Annotated in this window: 17 protein-coding genes and 1 pseudogene; 13 read left to right on the top strand and 5 right to left on the bottom strand. The window is 42.9% G+C overall.

Annotated elements, in window-relative coordinates; genetic code table 11:
• Positions 1-181: 181 nt before the first annotated feature.
• A complete protein-coding gene (locus tag ONZ52_RS20150) occupies positions 182-1,195 on the top strand; it encodes a 1-aminocyclopropane-1-carboxylate deaminase (RefSeq protein WP_265220445.1) in 1,014 nt (337 codons plus the stop codon).
• Positions 1,196-1,319: 124 nt separating this feature from the next.
• On the opposite strand, the gene ONZ52_RS20155 is transcribed toward ONZ52_RS20150, so the two are convergent.
• Together ONZ52_RS20155 and ONZ52_RS20160 are read right to left on the bottom strand one after the other, a co-directional pair.
• Positions 1,320-2,909 carry a methyl-accepting chemotaxis protein gene (locus ONZ52_RS20155; protein ID WP_265220446.1) on the bottom strand — a complete coding sequence of 530 codons (1,590 nt, stop codon included), beginning with the start codon at positions 2,907-2,909 and terminating at the stop codon, positions 1,320-1,322.
• A gap of 165 nt (positions 2,910-3,074) precedes the next feature.
• The gene (locus ONZ52_RS20160; RefSeq protein WP_265220447.1) at positions 3,075-3,527 is read right to left on the bottom strand and encodes an Lrp/AsnC family transcriptional regulator; all 453 of its coding nucleotides are present in this window, start codon (positions 3,525-3,527) and stop codon (positions 3,075-3,077) included.
• Positions 3,528-4,243: 716 nt separating this feature from the next.
• Here ONZ52_RS20160 and cynS point away from each other — a divergent pair.
• The 9 genes and pseudogenes from cynS (at position 4,244) to ONZ52_RS20210 (ending at position 14,212) form a co-directional block, all read left to right on the top strand.
• On the top strand, positions 4,244-4,684 hold the full coding sequence (cynS, locus tag ONZ52_RS20165; protein ID WP_265220448.1) for a cyanase: 441 nt from the start codon (positions 4,244-4,246) through the stop codon (positions 4,682-4,684).
• Between the two features lie 76 nt (positions 4,685-4,760).
• A pseudogene (locus ONZ52_RS20170) lies at positions 4,761-5,572 on the top strand (formate/nitrite transporter family protein).
• 65 nt (positions 5,573-5,637) lie between these two features.
• A complete protein-coding gene (locus tag ONZ52_RS20175) occupies positions 5,638-7,353 on the top strand; it encodes a bifunctional protein-serine/threonine kinase/phosphatase (RefSeq protein WP_265220450.1) in 1,716 nt (571 codons plus the stop codon).
• 93 nt (positions 7,354-7,446) lie between these two features.
• On the top strand, positions 7,447-10,032 hold the full coding sequence (locus tag ONZ52_RS20180) for a glycogen/starch/alpha-glucan phosphorylase (RefSeq protein WP_428981190.1): 2,586 nt from the start codon (positions 7,447-7,449) through the stop codon (positions 10,030-10,032).
• 86 nt (positions 10,033-10,118) lie between these two features.
• Positions 10,119-10,439: a putative quinol monooxygenase gene (locus ONZ52_RS20190; RefSeq protein ID WP_265220451.1), complete on the top strand. Its 321-nt coding sequence runs from the start codon at positions 10,119-10,121 to the stop codon at positions 10,437-10,439.
• Positions 10,440-10,499: 60 nt separating this feature from the next.
• Positions 10,500-11,897: a putative bifunctional diguanylate cyclase/phosphodiesterase gene (locus tag ONZ52_RS20195; RefSeq protein WP_265220453.1), complete on the top strand. Its 1,398-nt coding sequence runs from the start codon at positions 10,500-10,502 to the stop codon at positions 11,895-11,897.
• Between the two features lie 62 nt (positions 11,898-11,959).
• Entirely contained in the window at positions 11,960-12,958 is a 999-nt protein-coding gene (locus ONZ52_RS20200; protein ID WP_265220454.1) for an asparaginase, read from the top strand.
• Positions 12,959-12,987: 29 nt separating this feature from the next.
• Entirely contained in the window at positions 12,988-13,971 is a 984-nt protein-coding gene (locus ONZ52_RS20205; protein WP_265220455.1) for a winged helix-turn-helix domain-containing protein, read from the top strand.
• A 13-nt stretch (positions 13,972-13,984) separates the two neighbouring features.
• Complete coding sequence (locus ONZ52_RS20210) at positions 13,985-14,212, top strand: hypothetical protein (RefSeq protein ID WP_265220456.1); 228 nt, start codon at positions 13,985-13,987, stop codon at positions 14,210-14,212.
• Between the two features lie 8 nt (positions 14,213-14,220).
• Here ONZ52_RS20210 and ONZ52_RS20215 read toward each other — a convergent pair whose 3' ends face one another.
• Complete coding sequence (locus tag ONZ52_RS20215; protein WP_265220457.1) at positions 14,221-14,685, bottom strand: Lrp/AsnC family transcriptional regulator; 465 nt, start codon at positions 14,683-14,685, stop codon at positions 14,221-14,223.
• Positions 14,686-14,832: 147 nt separating this feature from the next.
• On the opposite strand from ONZ52_RS20215, the gene ONZ52_RS20220 reads away from it, so the two are divergent.
• Both ONZ52_RS20220 and ONZ52_RS20225 read left to right on the top strand, forming a co-directional pair.
• Complete coding sequence (locus ONZ52_RS20220) at positions 14,833-15,570, top strand: hypothetical protein (RefSeq protein ID WP_265220458.1); 738 nt, start codon at positions 14,833-14,835, stop codon at positions 15,568-15,570.
• Positions 15,560-15,811 (top strand): hypothetical protein, encoded by a 252-nt coding sequence (locus ONZ52_RS20225; RefSeq protein WP_265220459.1) that lies wholly within the window; start codon positions 15,560-15,562, stop codon positions 15,809-15,811. Before ONZ52_RS20220 ends, ONZ52_RS20225 begins: the two co-directional genes overlap by 11 nt.
• A 3-nt stretch (positions 15,812-15,814) precedes the next feature.
• Here the strand turns inward: ONZ52_RS20225 and ONZ52_RS20230 are convergent, their stop codons facing one another.
• On the bottom strand, positions 15,815-16,726 hold the full coding sequence (locus tag ONZ52_RS20230; protein ID WP_265220460.1) for a LysR substrate-binding domain-containing protein: 912 nt from the start codon (positions 16,724-16,726) through the stop codon (positions 15,815-15,817).
• Positions 16,727-16,841: 115 nt separating this feature from the next.
• Between ONZ52_RS20230 and ONZ52_RS20235 the strand changes: the two genes are divergently transcribed.
• Positions 16,842-17,501 carry an FMN-dependent NADH-azoreductase gene (locus ONZ52_RS20235; protein WP_265220461.1) on the top strand — a complete coding sequence of 220 codons (660 nt, stop codon included), beginning with the start codon at positions 16,842-16,844 and terminating at the stop codon, positions 17,499-17,501.
• A gap of 104 nt (positions 17,502-17,605) precedes the next feature.
• Here the strand turns inward: ONZ52_RS20235 and ONZ52_RS20240 are convergent, their stop codons facing one another.
• Complete coding sequence (locus ONZ52_RS20240; RefSeq protein WP_265220462.1) at positions 17,606-18,904, bottom strand: TRAP transporter large permease; 1,299 nt, start codon at positions 18,902-18,904, stop codon at positions 17,606-17,608.
• Position 18,905: the final 1 nt, after the last annotated feature.

Here is an 18,905-nt window from a genome sequence, read left to right on the forward strand (position 1 = left end):
ATGATATTTATGGATGCTTATTTATCAATTTGTTGGTTTTTATTGTTTTTGTTTTCTTAAAATGATGAAAATTAGAAAGCACATTTCACGGTTTATTCGGTAGTCTGGTTGTAACTTAAAACAAAAACCTTAAAGCAAAGAATTTAAATCGACAAACCTACATTGATAAGGAACGACCGCTATGAACCTAAAAAAATTTGAACGTTACCCACTTACCTTTGGACCAACACCAATTGAAAAGTTACAACGTTTGTCTGATCACTTAGGCAATATTGAAGTTTACGCGAAACGTGAAGACTGCAACTCAGGTTTGGCTTTAGGTGGAAATAAACTTCGTAAACTGGAATACATAGTGCCAGATGCAATTGCATCCGGTGCGGATACCTTGGTGAGTATCGGCGGTGTGCAATCTAATCATACTCGTTTGGTTACTGCGACAGCGGCTAAAATCGGCATGAAATGTCGTTTGGTACAAGAAAGCTGGGTGCCGTTTGAAGATGCCGTTTATGACCGCGTTGGTAATATCTTAATGAGTCGCGTGATGGGGGCAGAAATTGATCTTGTAAACGATGGTTTTGACATTGGTATCCGTGAAAGTTGGAAAAACGCTATCGAAGACGTAAAGGCTAAAGGCGGCATTCCTTATCCTATTCCAGCTGGTGCGTCTGTGCATAAATTTGGTGGCTTAGGTTATGTAGGCTTTGCTGAAGAAGTACGTGAACAGGAAAAAGAGCTAGGTTTTAAATTTGATTACATTGTAGTTTGTACGGTAACAGGTTCGACTCATGCAGGTATGGCAGTGGGTTTCGCAGCAGATGGTCGTTCAAAAAATGTGATTGGTATTGATGCTTCTGGTACACCAGAGAAAACCCGCGCACAAGTGCTTTCTATTGCGCAAAACACCGCTGAGTTGGTTGAGCTTGGTCGAGAAATGACCGCAGACGACATTGTCATTAATGAAGATTACGCCTACCCAGCTTATGGCGTGCCATCGAATGAAACCAATGATGCGATTCGATTGGTGGCGCGTTTAGAAGGCATGATGACAGACCCAGTTTATGAAGGAAAATCCATGCAGGGTTTGATTGATTTAGCGAAAAAAGGCTTCTTCCCACAAGGTTCCAAAGTACTTTATGCGCATCTTGGTGGAGTGCCTGCCATTAATGGCTATAGTTATATTTATCGCAATGGTTAACCATTAACAAAGATTGGAAATAATCTGCTCTATCGGTAAAAAGGCTTCCATTGGGAAGCCTTTTGGTTTATCGCCATGAGTCTTTTTGTACCGCAACTAACACCTGCTTAACACAAATACAAATTTAGATTTGGAAGCGATCGACTAATTTGCTTAACTGCTGAACGTCGTTGCTTAGGCGATTTTTAATATCGATGGCTTTTTGTGTGTATTCTACGTTTGATGAAGCCGTATTAGTCACATCATTTACTTGCTTTGCTATCTCGTTTGCCTGTTGGTTTTGTTCTTGAATGGACGTCGATATTTGCTGGTTGGTATGACTCAAGGTGCTGATAGATTCTATAATGGTGGTAAACATTTCAATGGTTTCTTGTGCTTGTGTTGCGACGCTCCCTGTAAGTGTCTGTGACGTTCGCATGACTTGTGCCGCATCGGCTGAGCCTTTTTGGATACGCTCTACAGCGGTTTCTATTTCGAGTGTGGATTCATGCGTTCTATTGGCTAGGTTACGTACTTCATCAGCAACGACAGCAAAGCCTCTCCCCGTTTCTCCTGCACGAGCGGCTTCAATGGCTGCGTTAAGTGCTAATAAGTTGGTTTGTTCCGCTATACCACGTATCACATCCAGTATATTACCGATGTTTTGACCATCTGTTTCTAGAGTGGAAACCACTGAGGACGCTTTGTCCATTTCGTCGACCACGTTATGCAAGGATTTGAGTGTTTGCGATAGGTTGTTTTGGCCTCTTGTGGAGTTGGTGTTAGCTTCTATTGCCATTTCGCCACATTTACTCGCATCGGCTGATACTTCGCTTAAAGAATGGGTCATAACGTTAACAGCGTGGGCTATGCCTTTTGTGCCTTGTTGTTGGTGTTTGGACATGTTATCCACTTGTTGTAAAGCATTGTCTATTTGCGTGGCAAAACCTTGGGTTGATGAGACGGTTTTAGCGACTTGCTTGATGACCGAGTGTACCAGTTCGATAAATCCATTGAGGTTTCGTGCAACTTCCGACATTTCATCTTTGCCGGAACCATCAAGTCGAGTGGTTAAATCACCATCTGCACGGTTTAGGCCTTCTAGTAAGGTAATCATTTGACGAAGAGGACGAATAATCAGTCGGTTCGCAGCGAAGGCGATAAAGGCTGAGACGACGAGTACAATGACTAAAATGATGTAGTTATTCAGTTTTACGCTATGAATAACATTGTCTAAATTGGCAGCTCTTTTTTCTACCTGACTGTCGCCTTCCTCTTCTAATATTTCAATAAAGTCTAACAATTTCACAACGTGCTGGTCGAATTCATCCACTGCGCTCAGAGAGGTTGCTTGGTTATCAGAGAGTATTCTTCCCTTTAATGTATCGAGTGTCGCTAAATAATTATTTAAGGTTGTGAGGGCGCCTGTGCTCATGAGTCCAGAGTTTTTCATTCTGTCCAGCGCTTCTACAGTGAAGGCATTTTCTTCTGTAATTTTCTTTTTTGCGTCCTCGAGTGATATTTCATTGCCGATGTAGGCATCAAGAGTAATGATTTGGGCTTGTATACCAATCGTTCCCTCCATTGCACCATCGGCGGCATCCCAAGCATTGCCAGTAATGTAGCTAATTTCGGAATTGAGTTTATTGATCGATAATATGCTTAGAGTAGCGTTGCTTAGAACTAATGCCATGAATAGGCATATACCAAGATAAATTTTAGTCTTTATCGTCATTACCTTGCTCCAAAATACAAATATGATGATTTTTATATTAGTAGAAAATAACTAATTATTCATTTTTATATGAGGGTTAAATGTGAGCTTACGATTTTATTTAATACTGCGAATTGAAAAGATTTAGGCCGTTTTTTATATTAATTTTCATTTTGTCGTAGAGATCTAAAAATCCAATGGAGCGTTATCTTTGACTTCTTTCATCACAAAAAAGGTACGTAGCTGACGCACACTGGGTAAGGCCAGTAATTGATCGCTGTGGAGTTTATTAAAATCGGCCATGTCTTTAACACGCACTTTAAGAAAGTAATCAAAATCCCCTGCGACCAAATGACAATCCAAAATGAAAGGTAGCTTAGCGATGGCGCTCTCGAAAGTTGCAAAGCTTTCTTGTGTTGATCTATCTAATACCACACCGACCAGAACTAATGCACTACGTTCTACCTTGTTTGGAGCAATAATCGCACGTACTTCGTTGATATAACCGTCCTTAAATAACTGGTGGGTGCGGCGGTGACAGGTTGCCGGACTGACGTTGACCTGCTCAGCTAAATCGGCATTGGTTAGACGGCCATCTTGTTGTAATAAACGTAGAATTTTTTTATCAATTTTATCCATCAAGATTGCCTTAATGTTTTTAAAGTAAATGAATATGCGAAAGATTCTTTCTAAAACTATCAAAATACTGCAATAGATGAAATGGATAATTGTTTTTTTGACTGATTTTATTTCTCTTATTCTGTTTGCTATTTATACCGTGTTTAACCAAGTGCTCAAATTCTGTTCCCTGCTTAACAAAGGCGCTTTTTTTGGTGCAGTTTGATTGATTAAGCAGTGCTTTTTTGTATCAATCAGAGCGGTTTGTTTTTTTTACGTTATCGATAAAAAATATTTTTGATAAGTAAATCAATGGTTTTATACGTTTTTAAGCAAGTGCTTGTGGCCTCTTTTTTTATTTGGCACTGTACTTGCTAAATTCTATTCGTATCTATGTCGATTTTGTTGATGTAGTAAACAAGTTGGTCAACGTCGATCAGTTTGCTTAATGGCATCGTCGCCAGCTGCTGTTGTTTCAGTAGCACTCGGTCAGGCTCCTTTAGAAAGGAGATAGCTGATGAGGGTGGCGTGCGTGCCTTTCTTCTCTCTTTTCTTTTTCTTTCTAAAAAAGCCATTCGGTTATCCGAGACAGGCCTTGTCGTAAGCAAAATAACATTCGAACAATATTGGCGTGTCTTACTTACTCTGTTGAGTTTAGGTGCATCAAGTGACCTGTATTTTGAATGATTCTGTTGTGAAGAGGCTCTATTTTTAGGGGCTTTATTTGAGGATAAGAGATGAAAAAAATTGATGTCACAGAAGCCATTTTCGCCATTAAAAAAGAGAAAAATCTGAGTTGGGAATCTATCGCGAAAGCCACTGGCATGACCGATGTTTGGATCACCTCAGCCTGTTTAGGCATGAACAGTTGCTCAGAAGACGTGGCGGATAAGCTGGTGGCTTTTTTAGGTTTATCAGCAGAAGCTAAATCCGCCCTGATGGAATACCCAACCAAAACTTGGGATCACGTGATTCCGCAAGATCCCTTAATTTACCGCTTGTATGAAGTGGTGGGCGTTTATGGACCCACGCTTAAAGAGGTGATTCAAGAAAAATTTGGTGACGGCATCATGAGCGCGATTGATTTTTCTATGACCGTCGACAAAGAAGAAAACCCCAAGGGTGATCGGGTTATTTTGACGTTAAATGGGAAATTTTTACCTTATAAATCATGGTAATGAAGACATTTTAATGAACGAGTTTTGAATGACGAATTGCTGGTTTTCGGCAATCTAAAGACAAGAGGGCGTAAAAATGGCGTACATAGAACCAAGTGAATTTGTCACCAAAATGGTCGACGCAGGTGAGCAAAAGGTCTACATGTCGACGAAGGATACCATCATTCGTGCGTTTATGGCGGGGGCGATTCTTGGCCTAGCGGCTGTGTTTGCTATTACCGTAGCCACACAAACGGGTAGTCCATTGTTGGGCGCTGTGCTGTTTCCTGTGGGCTTTATCATGCTGTATTTGATGAAGTTTGATCTGCTCACTGGCGTGTTTACGCTTGTCCCTTTGGCGTTGTTTGATAAACGCCCAGGCGTGACACCCGCACAAGTACTGCGTAATTGGGGCTTAGTATTTATTGGTAACTTTGCTGGGGCATTAACCACGGCGTTTTTTATGTCATTTATTTTGACTTACGGTTATGCCACGGATGGCGGCGCGTTGGCTGCGAAAGTAAGCTCCATTGGTGAGTCGCGTACCTTGGGTTATCAGTCTCATGGTGCGGGCGGTTGGTTTACCATTTTTATTAGGGGCATGTTGTGCAACTGGATGGTGTCTATGGGTGTGGTAGGTGCCATGATCTCGACCTCTGCTGGTGCCAAAATGGCGGCCATGTGGATGCCGGTGATGTTGTTCTTTTACATGGGCTTTGAACACTCCATCGTTAATATGTTTTTGTTCCCATTTTCTATGATCATGGGGGGGATTTTACTTTTATGGATTATTTGATTTGGAACGAGATTCCAACGGTGTTGGGCAACTTAGCCGGAGGTCTTTTACTGGTGGGGTTACCTCTTTACCTGACGCATGTGAGAACGTCTGCGTCGCGTAAATTGGCATAAGACGGCTTTTTTAAAAACTCTGTAAGTATTTATGCTTGCAGAGTTTTTTGTATTTAGGGATTTTAATGAAAACACTGAGTATCAGTATTGGCCGTGCCACGAATAAGGGTAAAAAAGACATCAATCAAGATTTTCTGGGGTGTCGAATACCAACAGAACCACTGTTAACGAGCAGGGGGGTGGCGCTTGCCATCGCTGATGGCATCAGTTCAAGCCCTGTTAGCCAAGCCGCTAGTGAGTTCGCCATTACGCGATTTCTAGAGGATTTTTACCATACCCTGGACGCGTGGTCGGTGAAGGTGTCTGGCGAAAAAGTGATCAAATCCATCAATGCCGCTCTCTATTCTCAAACCCAAAATGGTCCAAGCCGATTCGATAAAGACAAAGGTTATGTTTGTACGTTTGCCGCGATTGTGGTGTGTGCCAATGCCGCGCATATTTTTCATTTAGGTGACAGTCGTGTTTATCGCCTACTCGATGGAAAACTCGAGCAACTGACTCAAGATCATTGTCGCACTGTATCCGTCAATGAGAGCTATTTGACACGTGCCTTAGGCATAGAACCAATTCTTGTCTTGGATTATCAAATTTTGCCTGTGAACAAAGGTGATAAGTTTGTGATGGCAACCGATGGCGTGTATGAATTTATTGATGCAGAGCAAATCATTACTTGTATTGTTGCAACAGAAAGTTTGGATCAAGCTGCAGAGCAAATTATTTCACAGGCATTGGAAAATGGCAGTGACGACAACTTGAGCATTCAGATCGTTCGAGTGGATGACGTACCAAGTTATCAGCAGGAAGATATGCAACAGCGCGTTAGTCAATTACCTGTGCCGCCGCCATTAAGAGAAAGAATGTTGTTTGATGGCTACGAAATAGTGCGCTCTATTTATGTGAGCAGCCGCAGTCATGTGTTTTTAGCCCGCGATATAGAGAGTAGTGAGTTTGTGGTGATTAAAACACCGTCGGTAGAATTGAGTGATGATACGGCGTATTTGGAAAACTTCATGTTAGAAGACTGGATTGCTAAGCGGGTTCAGAACCCTCATGTGGTTAAAGCCATAGAATCGTCGCGACAACGAAAATTTCTCTATTTGCTAATGGAATACATTGACGGTCAATCTTTGGCTCAATGGATGAGAGATCATCCCAAACCATCGCTGGAACAAACCCGAGACATCATTTCACAAATCGCTAATGGACTGCAGGCGTTTCATCGTAAGAGTATGATTCATCAAGACATTCGTCCTGCCAACATCATGATCGACAAACATGGTACCGTGAAAATCATTGATTTTGGTTCCACTCATATTGCTGGTGTCAGCAACACCAAAGATGAAGACGCCTTACGAGGCACCATGCGCTATTCGGCACCAGAATATTTTCTTGGTTACGGGGGCACTGAACGCTCTGATATTTACGCTCTCGGCGTTATTGCTTATCAAATGTTATCTGGCAATCAGTTTCCTTATCATCCCAAAATAGCTCAAGCAAAAAGCATCGCTGCTCAACAACGCCTTCGCTATCGCAGTGTAATGACGGAAGACTCTGAATTGCCTGTATGGATTGATGATGCATTGCATAAAGCCCTTCATATCAACCCGCTAAAACGCTATGAAGAAGTGGCCGAATTTGTTTACGACTTGCATCATCCAAATCAAACTTTCCTCGACCGCACTCGACCACCCTTAATACAGCGTAACCCAGTCATGTTCTGGCAAGGCGTGTCTTTCTTTTTATTTTTGGTGATTGTTTTTTTATTAATGAAAATATTTTAGCTTTTCCGTATGACGCTTTTTTAAAAGAAAACATTTATTGTCTCAATTCAGGCGTTACACTGATGGTCTAACGTAAATATGAGGTGACAGACTATGTCTTTAACGACGGATTTAATCCCCGATGGTGCTTTTCATGGTGTTGCTTCGCGTCAAAGTATGAAAGAAAGTATTTTGCACCATTTACGCTATACCTTGGTGCATTTACCTCAGCAGGCTACTCCTAGGGATTGGTGGTTAGCTTTATCCTTAGCGATTCGTGATCGTATCACCGATGACATGTCAGCGACTCAAATCGCTCATAATCGCAATAATGTACGCCGTGTTTATTACCTATCGATGGAATATCTGATGGGGCGTATGTTGATCAATAACGCCCATAATATCGGTGTATATGACGCCGCGAAACAAGCCATTGAAGAGCTGGGTTTAGACTGGGAACAGATCTGTGACGAAGAAATGGACATGGGCTTGGGCAACGGCGGACTTGGCCGATTGGCCGCTTGCTTTTTAGACTCGTTAGCGACCCTCGATTTACCCGCAATTGGTTATGGGATTTATTACGAATTTGGTTTATTCAAACAAGAATTTTTACAGGGCAAGCAAGTAGAACACCCAGATACTTGGATTAAATACGGGACGCCATGGGACATTATTCGCCCTGAATATTCCCAGACGATTCAATATTATGGCCGTGTAGAAACAGTGTATGACAGCGCGGGTAACAGTCGTCCTGTATGGGTAGACACCCGTAGCGTGATGGGCGTGCCATTTGATATCCCCGTCGCCGGTTATGATACAAGAACCGTGAACTTCTTACGTTTATGGTCTTCTCATTCTACGGAAGATTTTGATTTAGAAGAATTTAACAAAGGCGATTATGTCGAAGCGGTTCGTTCTAAAGCCATGGGCGAGACGATTTCTAAGGTTTTGTATCCCAACGATCAAAATGCTAACGGTAAAGAGCTGCGTTTGGTGCAACAGTACTTTTTTGTGGCGTGTTCTTTGGCCGATATTTTACGCCGCTTTGAAAAAATGAACTCGGATTGGACTAAGTTGCCTGACAAAGCGGTGATTCAATTGAACGATACGCATCCCGCCATCGCCATAGTGGAATTGACTCGAGTACTGTTGGATGACAAACACCTTAGTTGGGACACCACGTGGGATATTGTCACTCGTACTTTTGCGTATACCAACCACACCTTATTACCAGAAGCGCTCGAAAAATGGAGCGTTGGGCTATTTGAAAAAGTGCTACCGCGACATTTGCAGCTTATTTATGAAATTAACCACCGCTTTATGGGGGAAGTGGCTCAGCACTGGCCGGGTCGTGACGATATATGCCGTGCCTTGTCTATCATTGAAGAAGGCGAGCATAAAATGATCCGTATGGCGCATTTGGCGGTGATCGCCAGTCATAAAGTCAATGGTGTGGCGGCGCTGCATTCTCAACTGCTGAAGAGTGAACTTTTCCCGCATTTTGATCAGCTTTATCCAGGAAAATTTACCAACAAAACCAATGGCATCACCCCTCGTCGTTGGTTGTTAGGTTGTAATCCCGGATTGGTACAACTTTTCGAACGATATGGGATTGATAGAGATTGGCCGAAGAATTTAGAACGCTTGCGTACATTAGAAAGCTTCTTGGATGATAACGCTTTTTTAGACGATTTCATGGCGGTAAAACACCAAAATAAAGTGCATCTTGCTAAGATCATTAAAAAAGAATGCGACATCGATGTGGACCCATTTGCCTTGTTTGATGTGCAGATCAAACGCTTGCATGAATACAAGCGCCAGCATCTAACCCTATTAAATATTTTGACCTTATACCATCGTTTATTGAATCATCCAGAAAGTAACACGGTGCCAAGAGTGTTTATTTTTGGCGCAAAAGCAGCACCGGGTTATGCGTTGGCAAAAGATATTATTTACGCCATTAATAGTGTGGCAAAAGTGATTAATAATGACCCTCGTATTAAGGGGAAATTGAAAGTCGCCTTTTTGCCTAATTACCGTGTTTCGTTGGCGTCACACATTATTCCGGCGGCGGATTTGTCTGAGCAAATATCCACCGCAGGTAAAGAAGCATCTGGTACTGGCAACATGAAGTTGGCATTAAATGGTGCGATTACCATAGGGACCATGGATGGCGCAAATGTGGAGATACTCGAAGAAGTCGGCCCCGACAATATTTTTATATTTGGTTTAAACGTCGACCAAGTGCGGGCGTTGGATCATAAAGGCTATAACCCTTACCAGTATTATCAGCAAGATGAAGAACTAAAAGGGGCATTAGACTGGCTCTGCTCGGGTCATTTTTCGCCAAACGACCCTCATGCTTTTGACAGTATTCGAAACAGCCTACTTCAAGGTGGAGACCCTTATAAAGTTATGGCCGATTATCGCGCCTACATGGATTGTCAACAACGGGTGTCAGACGCTTACCAAGATAAACCTCGTTGGACTTCGCATGGCCGTATTAAACACTGCTCGCATGGGGAAATTCTCATCGGATCGCACCATACAAGAATACGCCGACGAGATTTGGACACTGCCCGCGCATCCAGTGTAAACAGAAATAAGTTGTGCTTTCTGCGACGGTCTTCATCCCTTGTAGGGCAGTATGAGGGAGGAACGACCGTAATCTGCCATTACTACAAGCGAAGACTAGTTTAAAGTATCTACACCGCTAGACACGTCTTTTTAGACCTGTACTTGGCTAAATAAAAACTATGACATGTTAGGAACCTAAGGAGAAAAGGATGTTTATTGCCGTTTATGAATTTGAAATCAAAGAAGGTACGGAAGCGTCTTTTCGTAACGCATGGCTTGACGTTACAAAAGCGATTTATAAACACTGCGGTAGTTTTGGTTCAAGGCTGCACACGTCAGATAAGCCCAATATTTTGGTAGGTTATGCCCAATGGCCAAGTCGAGAGCAATGGGAAAAAATTAGCGATCTTAACGATGAATCCTACCAGCGTGCACGTAATGAAATGCGTAACTGCCTAGTTGAATCAAAAACGGTTTACGAACTGGAAGTCTGTGATGATTATCTGCAAACCTCTGTTGCATTGGATTGATATCCGAGGTTTTATAAATGGTTAGTTTTCAATTTTTATTTAATTTAGAAGGATCTTCAGTTGAAAAGCCTGTGCCGTCAATTCTGTCGTCTTACGAAGGATGATACTTCTAAATGGACACCTACCGGCCGTCATAATAAGCGAGTGAAGAATCTCATCCTGTTTGGTGGTTTTATCACTGTTTTTTTGAGTGCAGGTTGGGGCGCATATTATTTGAGCGAAGGTACTTTTTTACTTGCTCTGATTAGTCTACTTTCAGCGACAACAGGAATAGTGATTGTTGTGCTCGGCGTTGCGAATCATCTGCGCAGTGCTGCCATTATTATGAGTCATGTGCTTTTGTTGACCATTGTATTATCAAGCCTCAGTGATGTGCCTATCGATAATATTCCGCCGTCTATTCATATGAATTTATTGCCTGTCTGCGCGGCGACTTTTCTTATTTTTCATCGTGAGGGGATCTATCTACGCTTACTATTACCGGTCATGGGTTTACTGCTTTTTCTAGCTCTAGAGCTTAATATAGTTCCGCTTTCTTGGTCCTATCTAGTTGCTCCTGTTGATGGGCGTTCTGTTGGCGTTTGGATGAACAATATTACCGGTGTAGTGGGTATTAGTATTGTTATCGTAATGATGCAGTCGGATATGAAAGCACGTAGCACCTTGGAAAGTGATATGCGTTTGGCTATTGCGCGTGGGGAATACCATTTTCACTATCAACCTCAAGTTGACATTGCTGGACGCATTTTGGGTGTAGAAGCTCTTCTGCGTTGGAATCATCCTACTCGAGGCAATATTCCTCCGTTGGAATTTATTCCGCTTGCCGAAGAAACAGGACTTATCATTCCCATGGGAGCATGGGGCTTACGCACGGCTTGTGCACAGTTAGCGGAATGGGAACAATCTGAGTTAACAAGTCATTTGACTGTCTCGGTCAATGTTAGTGCCACACAATTCCGCCAGCCAGACTTTGTTCAAGAGGTTAAGACGATTCTATTATTAAGCGGCGCTACGCCATCTAAACTCAAGCTGGAACTGACTGAAACGGCATTGGCTGATGATATGGATGTTGTGATTAAAAAAATGAATGCCTTGAAAGACATTGGCGTGACATGGTCATTAGACGACTTTGGAACGGGTTTTTCTTCGCTAAATTTACTCAAACGTTTACCTTTAGATCAACTCAAAATTGATAAATCCTTTGTCAGCGATTTGCTGTCTGATAAGCGTAGTTTGTCCATCGTTAATACTATCCTTCATCTTAGCCAAAATTTAAACTTGATGGTGATTGCAGAAGGTGTTGAAAACGAAAAGCAGCTAGCGGCGCTGCAGTTGATCGGTTGTCAGTTTTATCAGGGGTTTTTATTCAGTCATCCATTGCCGATCTCTGAGCTTAATGACCTAATTGAAGGCCGAGTGGCGACAGGCTACATTCGTCGCCACCCCGAGTCGGTGTGAGTATTCATTTAATAGTCACTATTTAGATAGTCACTTCCATTTTTAGATAAAGGAATAATCAGATGCAGCATGCTCCTCTTTCCGTGCAAGTGACACGCGGCGGTATTGTTGAAAGCGAACACAGTATTAAGGCGGTTATTGTTTCAAGTACTGGCGAAGTGGTTGAATCTTGGGGTGATGTAGATGCGTTGGTTTATCCTCGCAGCGCGATAAAAGCCATGCAAGTTTTGGCCTTTATTGAGATGGGAGGAGCTGAACGCTTTGCTTTTAGTGGGGAAGAAATTGCTATCTGCTGTGCGTCTCATAGTGGCGAGCCAGAGCATGTGGCAACAGTACAAAGCATGTTAGATAAGCTTGCATTGTCTGAAGCCGACTTTGAATGTGGCTGTCATTGGCCATCCCGCGCTGAGGCAAGTTATGCGCTAGCAAGCGAAGGAAAAAAGCCGAATCAATTGCATAATAATTGCTCTGGTAAACATGCAGGTATGCTGGGACTAGCCAAATTGCTCGGCGCGCCATCGCAGGGTTACATAGGCATCGATCACCCCGTACAACAGAAGATTGCTGATACCATGGCTGAGATGTGTGAGTATGATTACAGCACAGCGCCTTGGTCTCCAGATGGGTGTTCCGCGCCAACATGGGCGATGCCGCTGACTAATCTTGCATTGTCTTTTGCCAAGTTTGCCTGCCTTGAAAACTTATCGGAAGCGCGCCAAAAAGCCTGTAAAACCTTATATGACGCAGTGGTGAAACATCCTTTTATGGTGGCGGGAACCGATCGTTATTGCACCGATATGATGACGATATTGCAAAAACGTGTGTTCCTTAAAGTGGGTGCCGAAGGTGTTTATATTGCTGCGATTCCTGAGCTAAAACTCGCCATTGCGTTAAAGTGCGAAGATGGTGCGGTTCGAGCGGCCGAGTCTGTCATGACGGCCTTATTGGACCATGTTGGCATTACGTCCTTCGTTGCGGATGACATCATGCAGAAATATCGTTCCGTCACTTTGAAAAATTGGGAAAAGCGTATAACAGGCCAGATCGTTTGCCGAATTTAATAATTGAATAAGGTTTTACATCAGTATGATTGAGCCTCAAATCTAATAAAGACCTCTCTCGCTTGCGTCGTTTGGCTTTGGCTTCCCAAGGCTTGTTACAAACGAATCTGTTTGGTAGTGGCTTGGCTGGTGCACGGAAAGCCGTGAGTCATTTAGGTTACGTGCAGATCGATACCATTTCGGTCGTGGAGCGGGCGCATCATCATGTGCTGCATTCTAGAGTACCTAAGTTCGAACCTTCGATGACCAATCAAATGTTGCTGGATGGGGATATTTTTGAATATTGGTCCCACGCGGCGGCGTTTCTACCGATTGATGATTTTCGTTTTTCTTTGCCTTACAAGCATGCGATTAAAAGCGGTCAAACTCATTGGAATAAACACCCTGATCGAAAGCTCATGGCTGAATTATTAGCGCGTATTCGTGCAGAAGGGCCGTTGCGCTCACGTGATGTCGAAACCAAAACCAGTAATCGTGCTGGTTGGTGGGATTGGAAACCTGCGAAAAAAGCACTCGAACAGTTGTTTATGGAAGGTGATTTGATGGTGAAAGATCGCGTCGGCTTTCAGAAAAATTATGATCTAACCGAGCGGGTTTTGCCGAATCAGGTGAATACCCTTATGCCCAGTCTGGACGAGTTTGTGACACACATGCTTGACCAACAGCTGCGTTGTCATGGTTTAGTGTCTCTGAAAGGTCTGACGTATCTAAGGCGTAATACAGAGCTGCGCAATGCTATGAAAGCCTTGGTCAATGAGCGCTTGGTACAAGGTTTGTTAGAGCAAGTCATGCTAAACAATGGCGAGACATACTTTATTGAAACCGGTGTGTTAGAAGCTCGCTTGCCGAGTATCAACAAACGTTTATTGATTCTTTCGCCCTTTGATAACAGCGTCATTCAGAGAGACCGACTTAAAAGCCTGTTTCAGTATGACTATCAGATTGAATGTTATGTGCCAGAGTCTCAAACGCCAGTATGGCTATTTTTCCCTGCCGTTATTGTTTCGTGGTGAATTCATTGGGCGCATGGATTGCAAAGCCCACCGAAAAGAGCGCCGCTTAGAAATCAAATCTCTGCATTTAGAGTCGCAGCTGGGCGAAAAAGCATTTGATGATGAGCAAGTCATTAACGCTTTCGTCGAAGCCATCAAAATATTCAGCGAATTTCAACAATGTGATTTTGTCACGCTCACATCAGTTGAACCGAAGTATCTTGCTCAAGCGCTTAATAAAGCATTAAACCTAATAGAGTGAAGTTGTCATTATCCGTTTAAAGGAATTTCAGTTGAGGATTTCACGGTTCGAAGTGACACAGAAGTTTGGAATTTTCGGATGTTGGCTTCGGTGTGAAGTACTCGGTCGACAAAGCTTTCATAAGCTTGGATATCCGGCACAGTGACAACCATCATAAAATCGTAGCTGCCAGTTATTTGGTAGCAATGTCTAACTTCTGGGGCTTTACTCACGACGCGCTTAAAAGCGTCATACACCTCTTTTCGGTCTCGCTCCATTTCTACTGACACCAGCAAAGTCAGCTTATTCCCGCTCAATTCTGGATTTACAATAGAGACATCACCCACAATGATGTTGTCATCTCTCAGTCGTTTTACTCTTTTATGGCAAGCTGGTGGTGATAAGCCTACTTCTTCGGCCAGTTCCACGTTTGCGATACGATTATTTCGTTGCAAGATGGCTAGGATCTTTCGGTCTATTTTGTCTAACTCCATAAATTTCTCAAAATAATAATTATACGAAAGTAAATTTCTTAATAGCTTTTATATTAGAAATATTTAGCGTTATCAATTATTAAATTGATCGACATATTTCTTCTTATCTCAATAGACTTCATTTATAAATTGTTTGGAGCAAGATAAGTGAATAAACGCATATCCCGTTGGGTTGGACTTTTGTGGAATGGTCTCTGGAAAGAGATTATTGATGTCACCTGGACGCTTTATAAGATCATGATCCCGATTATTATCGTGATCAAGGTTATTGAAGAGTTTGGTGGGATAGAGCTGCTAAGTAACTGGTTGAGTCCTGTTATGTCTTTAGTTGGTTTGCCCAGTGAGATGGGCTTGGTTTGGGCAACAACGCTCGTTACCAATATGTACGCTGGGCTTGTGGTATTTATGAGTTTAGATGCTGACTTAACCGTCGCTCAAGTCTCTATTTTAGGAACGTTATTACTGCTCGCACACTCATTGCCAGTAGAAGTGGCGGTGGCAAAAAAAGCTGGCGTTGGGATTGTTGCGACACTGGTGATTCGTCTTGGTGGTGGATTATTAATGGGGTGGATACTTCACCACATTTATCAAAGCGGAGATCTATTAAACACAACTGCGCAGACTGTTTGGAAACATATACCAACCAGTGATCCTAGCTATATAGCGTGGGCGCTTGACCAACTTCAAAGTCTTGCGATGATTTTTGTGGTGATCGCTGCGTTAATGACTCTGTTACGTTTGCTGAAATTACTTGGCATCGAAAAGCTGATGGCAATATTGCTTAGAGCCAGTTTTGTCTGTGCTTGGTATCAGCCGAGAAGCCACCAACTTGACGATTGTTGGCATCACACTAGGTGTTTCTTTTGGTGGCGGTTTGCTTATTAATGAGGCAAAACGAGGACACATTTCCCCACGGGATATTTTCGTCGCCATGATGCTACTCAATCTACTTCATAGCTTGATTGAAGACACCCTGCTGATTCTGTTAATTGGCGCGGACTTTATGACTATTTTCTGGGGACGGATCGCCTTTGCTGTGACCGTGATTGGGATTCTAGTCTTTGTCCTCAAGCGAATGGATGAAAGTACCTGTCGTAAATATTTTTATAAAAAGATAAGTGATTAGAATCTAAACCATGGGCTGGTTTTTGGCTAACCTCGATTGCAACCATTTTTTAAAACGAATGGCAGCTTGGTTAGTTTGCAATCGCTTGGGTATAACCAAGTAGTAATGTAATCCTGAGAGGGGGATTGCCATTTCCTCCGTCCCTTGGATTAGCCAAGTGTTTTTCACTGAGTTTGCGGCAGCGAGTTGGCTAATGAGGGCAATGCCTTGTCCAGAAAGTGCCGCCTGAGCGGTTAGATTTTCGTCGTTGAAATAGCGAATATTTGTTTGAGAGCCGACGACGATACTTTTTATCGCTTCCTCTATGCCTAAATTAGGTAGGTTTGGATTCTTCCATTGAGTGCAGAAGAGTACAACTTCAGACGGATTTTCACTGTATTTTTTCCAATAGTCTGGTGTCGCAAAGAAGCCAATTGATTCTTGAATTAAAGGTTGATAAATAAGTGTCTTAGTTTCAGGTTGTTTAGGCGGTTCTCCGTAGCGAATTGCCATGTCTACACGTCTATCATGTTCTATATCTATGAGCGCTTCTTCTGCTCTTATTTGAATATCTATGTCTGGGTGTTGCTGCTGAAAGTCGGCAAGATTGGGGACTAACCACATAGCTGCAAACGAGCTGGTTGTGCTGATGGTTAATGTGCGAGGAGAGCCTTTTAATTGATTTACTGTTGATAGTAAATTTTGCAGGGATTGATTGGCTGATTCAGCCAATAATTCGCCTTCTATTGTTAACGTCACCGCTCGTGTTTTTCGTTCAAACAGCCTTACTGTTAAGCTGTCTTCAAGTGCTCTTATTTGATGAGAAATCGCCGTAGGTGTCACATTTAGTTCATTGGCGGCGTCTTTAAAGCTGTTTAATCGAGCAGCGGATTCAAAGGCTTTAATAGCATTTAACGAGGGGAGTTGCTGAAACATAAAGGCACTCTATGGGTGAGAATAACTACTTTATAGGAAAAATAAGACCATTTGTCACTAAAACGATTGCCGAACACACTATGCCTACTAACTATCAATGAGAGAGGCATTAAACATGAAAAACATCTTACATATCGATTCCAGTGTGCGTCGTACTGATAATTCGACGGCAAGCTATAATTCGATCTCGAAGTCATTTGGGCGTTGTTTTATAGATGCATGGCTGAGTAAAAATCATCAGGACAAGGTGGTTTATCGCGATCTTGGTCTTAATCCTCCAACTTTTATCAGTCAAGATTGGATTGCCGCAGCATTTACCCCAGAGCAGAAAAGAAGTGAATCACAGCAATTCGCCTTGGTTGAATCAGATACTTATTTTGATGAAATGGCTAAGGCCGATGTCATTGTGATTACCGCCCCCATGTATAACTACGGAATGCCAGCGGTATTGAAAGCATGGTTTGATCAAATGTTGAGGGTAAATAAAACCTTTACCTTTGATTTGGCTCGAGGGGATTTTCCGATTGAACCTATCTTGTCCGGAAAGACCTTAGTATTACTGACGTCATCCGGTGAGTTTGGATTTGGTGTTGGTGGTGTACGCGAACAGATGAATCATCTTGGTCCGCACATCAAAGAATTGGCCAAGTACTTGGGCGTTGATACATTTTACGAAATTGGTTCGGAATACCAAGAGTTTGCAGATGACCGTCATGCTTCGTCGGTCAAAAAAGCAAAGCAAGACATTGCTGCTTTAGTAAACCGGTTGAGCTGATTTGCTATGATTAAAAAACCGCATGGGAGCCATTCAGCTCTCATACGGATTTTAAATCAATGAATTGTTTTAAACCCCAAAGTTATTCATTCAAAACTATCCATTCAAAGCCCAAATAATGATGGCAAGTACAAGGTGATGATCGGTACGTAGGAGATAACAGCAAGCAAGCTGAAAAGCACTAAGTAAAAGGGTGCGAGGGCGACGATGACTTTTTCCACTTTCACCTTGGCAACGGTAGCCCCGACGAATAAGCCGGTCCCGACAGGTGGTGTAATAGTGCCGATGGCGAGGTTGAAGATCATAACGACGCCAAAGTGCACAGGGTCGTAGCCAACTTTCATGGCAATCGGTAGCAAGATCGGCGTGAAAATTAGAATCGCCGGCCCAATGTCCATAAAGCAGCCAACAACCAACAATAAAATATTGATGATCAGCATAACCATGATGGGGTCGTTAGAAATTCCTAGAATCAAAGCGGATATCGCGGTTGGAATGCCAGTAAACGCCATGGCGAAAGACAAGGTAGCTGACGCTGCCAACAGCAACATGATGGTGCCAGTAATGTGAGACGTCTCGATTAGAAACTTAGGAAGTGCTTTAAGTGGTGTGGTCTTGTGGATGAAAAATGCCAAAATCATGGTATAAATGACCGCAATGCCAGAGGCTTCCACCGGTGTTACCACGCCCATAACAATCCCACCAATAATAAAGACAATTAAGAACAAGCTAGGAATAGCATCCAGCGTGATTTTAACCGCTTCTTTAAAAGGTACTCGATCAGACAAAGGATATTTGCGTTTTTTGGCAATAATAACGGTGACCAGTACCAAGCCTAATGCCCAAATAATACCTGCGACGGCACCCCCTAAAAACAAAGCCGCTACTGATGTACCACCAGACACCAAGGAGTAAATGATAAAGGCCGTCGTCGGTGGCACCAACATGCCCGTTGGTGCAGAGGCAATATTAACCGCTGCAGCAAAAGCTCGGTCGTAACCTTCTTTGGCTTGAATCGGCACCATCACACTACCAATGGAAGTCGATGCGGCAATCGCAGAACCCGAAATACAACCAAACAATACATTACCGGCGATGTTGGTTTGCGCTAAGGAACCAGGAATGCGTCCTGCCAGTAGCTTAGCGAAATTCACCAAACGAATAGCGATACCACCGGAGTTCATAATCACTCCAGAGAGAATAAAAAATGGTACGGCTAATAATGAAAAACTGTCCAAGCTGGCGACCATTTTTTGCGCTGATGTGAAGAGCGCCATATCGACGGGTACCATCATGGTAACAGCGGCTAAAGACGATGCCACCAGTGCAATCGCTAAAGGCAATCCTAAAAGAGACAGGATCGAAAAGGTAATAATCAGCACTAAGCTTGCTTCACCTGCCATG

The organism is Marinomonas rhodophyticola, from assembly GCF_026113935.1.
GTDB lineage: Bacteria > Pseudomonadota > Gammaproteobacteria > Pseudomonadales > Marinomonadaceae > Marinomonas > Marinomonas rhodophyticola.

What these genes read in the sequence shown, in the direction of transcription:
- ONZ52_RS20200 (WP_265220454.1), top strand. Translation starts at nt 11,960, where the DNA reads ATGCAGCATGCTCCTCTTTCCGTGCAAGTGACACGCGGCGGTATTGTT.
- ONZ52_RS20160 (WP_265220447.1), bottom strand. Translation starts at nt 3,527, where the DNA reads ATGGATAAAATTGATAAAAAAATTCTACGTTTATTACAACAAGATGGC.
- ONZ52_RS20240 (WP_265220462.1), bottom strand. Translation starts at nt 18,904, where the DNA reads ATGGCAGGTGAAGCAAGCTTAGTGCTGATTATTACCTTTTCGATCCTG.
- ONZ52_RS20230 (WP_265220460.1), bottom strand. Translation starts at nt 16,726, where the DNA reads ATGTTTCAGCAACTCCCCTCGTTAAATGCTATTAAAGCCTTTGAATCC.
- ONZ52_RS20155 (WP_265220446.1), bottom strand. Translation starts at nt 2,909, where the DNA reads ATGACGATAAAGACTAAAATTTATCTTGGTATATGCCTATTCATGGCA.
- ONZ52_RS20175 (WP_265220450.1), top strand. Translation starts at nt 5,638, where the DNA reads ATGAAAACACTGAGTATCAGTATTGGCCGTGCCACGAATAAGGGTAAA.
- ONZ52_RS20210 (WP_265220456.1), top strand. Translation starts at nt 13,985, where the DNA reads ATGGATTGCAAAGCCCACCGAAAAGAGCGCCGCTTAGAAATCAAATCT.
- ONZ52_RS20180 (WP_428981190.1), top strand. Translation starts at nt 7,447, where the DNA reads ATGTCTTTAACGACGGATTTAATCCCCGATGGTGCTTTTCATGGTGTT.
- ONZ52_RS20150 (WP_265220445.1), top strand. Translation starts at nt 182, where the DNA reads ATGAACCTAAAAAAATTTGAACGTTACCCACTTACCTTTGGACCAACA.
- ONZ52_RS20235 (WP_265220461.1), top strand. Translation starts at nt 16,842, where the DNA reads ATGAAAAACATCTTACATATCGATTCCAGTGTGCGTCGTACTGATAAT.
- ONZ52_RS20190 (WP_265220451.1), top strand. Translation starts at nt 10,119, where the DNA reads ATGTTTATTGCCGTTTATGAATTTGAAATCAAAGAAGGTACGGAAGCG.
- cynS (WP_265220448.1), top strand. Translation starts at nt 4,244, where the DNA reads ATGAAAAAAATTGATGTCACAGAAGCCATTTTCGCCATTAAAAAAGAG.
- ONZ52_RS20215 (WP_265220457.1), bottom strand. Translation starts at nt 14,685, where the DNA reads ATGGAGTTAGACAAAATAGACCGAAAGATCCTAGCCATCTTGCAACGA.